1 protein-coding gene is annotated in these 289 nt (G+C 38.8%); it reads left to right on the forward strand.

Features of this window, described 5'->3' with window-relative positions; genetic code table 11:
• Window positions 1-67 precede the first annotated feature (67 nt).
• Window positions 68-289 (forward strand): ISAs1 family transposase (locus DC53_RS00250; protein WP_033032434.1); only part of this gene is annotated, 222 nt, incomplete at its 3' end.

A 289-nucleotide genomic window follows, 5' to 3' on the forward strand; every position in this document is an offset into this window, starting at 1 on the left:
GGCAAGATCACGAACTTTACCTTGACTTAAAAGTATGATCTTATACTCCTTTTTAAGGAGCATCCCCATGTCTAACATTCAGCTATTTAAATATTTCGAATCAATCGACGACCCTCGCCAACAAGGTAAAGTTGTTCATAAACTATTTGATATCATATTCTTAGCTGTTAGCGCTGTTGTTTCAGGCTGTCAGGGCTGGGAAGAGATTGAAGATTTTGGTCATGATAGACTAGATTGGCTCAGAAAATATGTTCTTCTTGAACAAGGGATCCCTCGCCATGACACAATT

The organism is Pseudoalteromonas fuliginea, assembly GCF_000690055.1.
GTDB classification, from domain to species: domain Bacteria; phylum Pseudomonadota; class Gammaproteobacteria; order Enterobacterales; family Alteromonadaceae; genus Pseudoalteromonas; species Pseudoalteromonas fuliginea.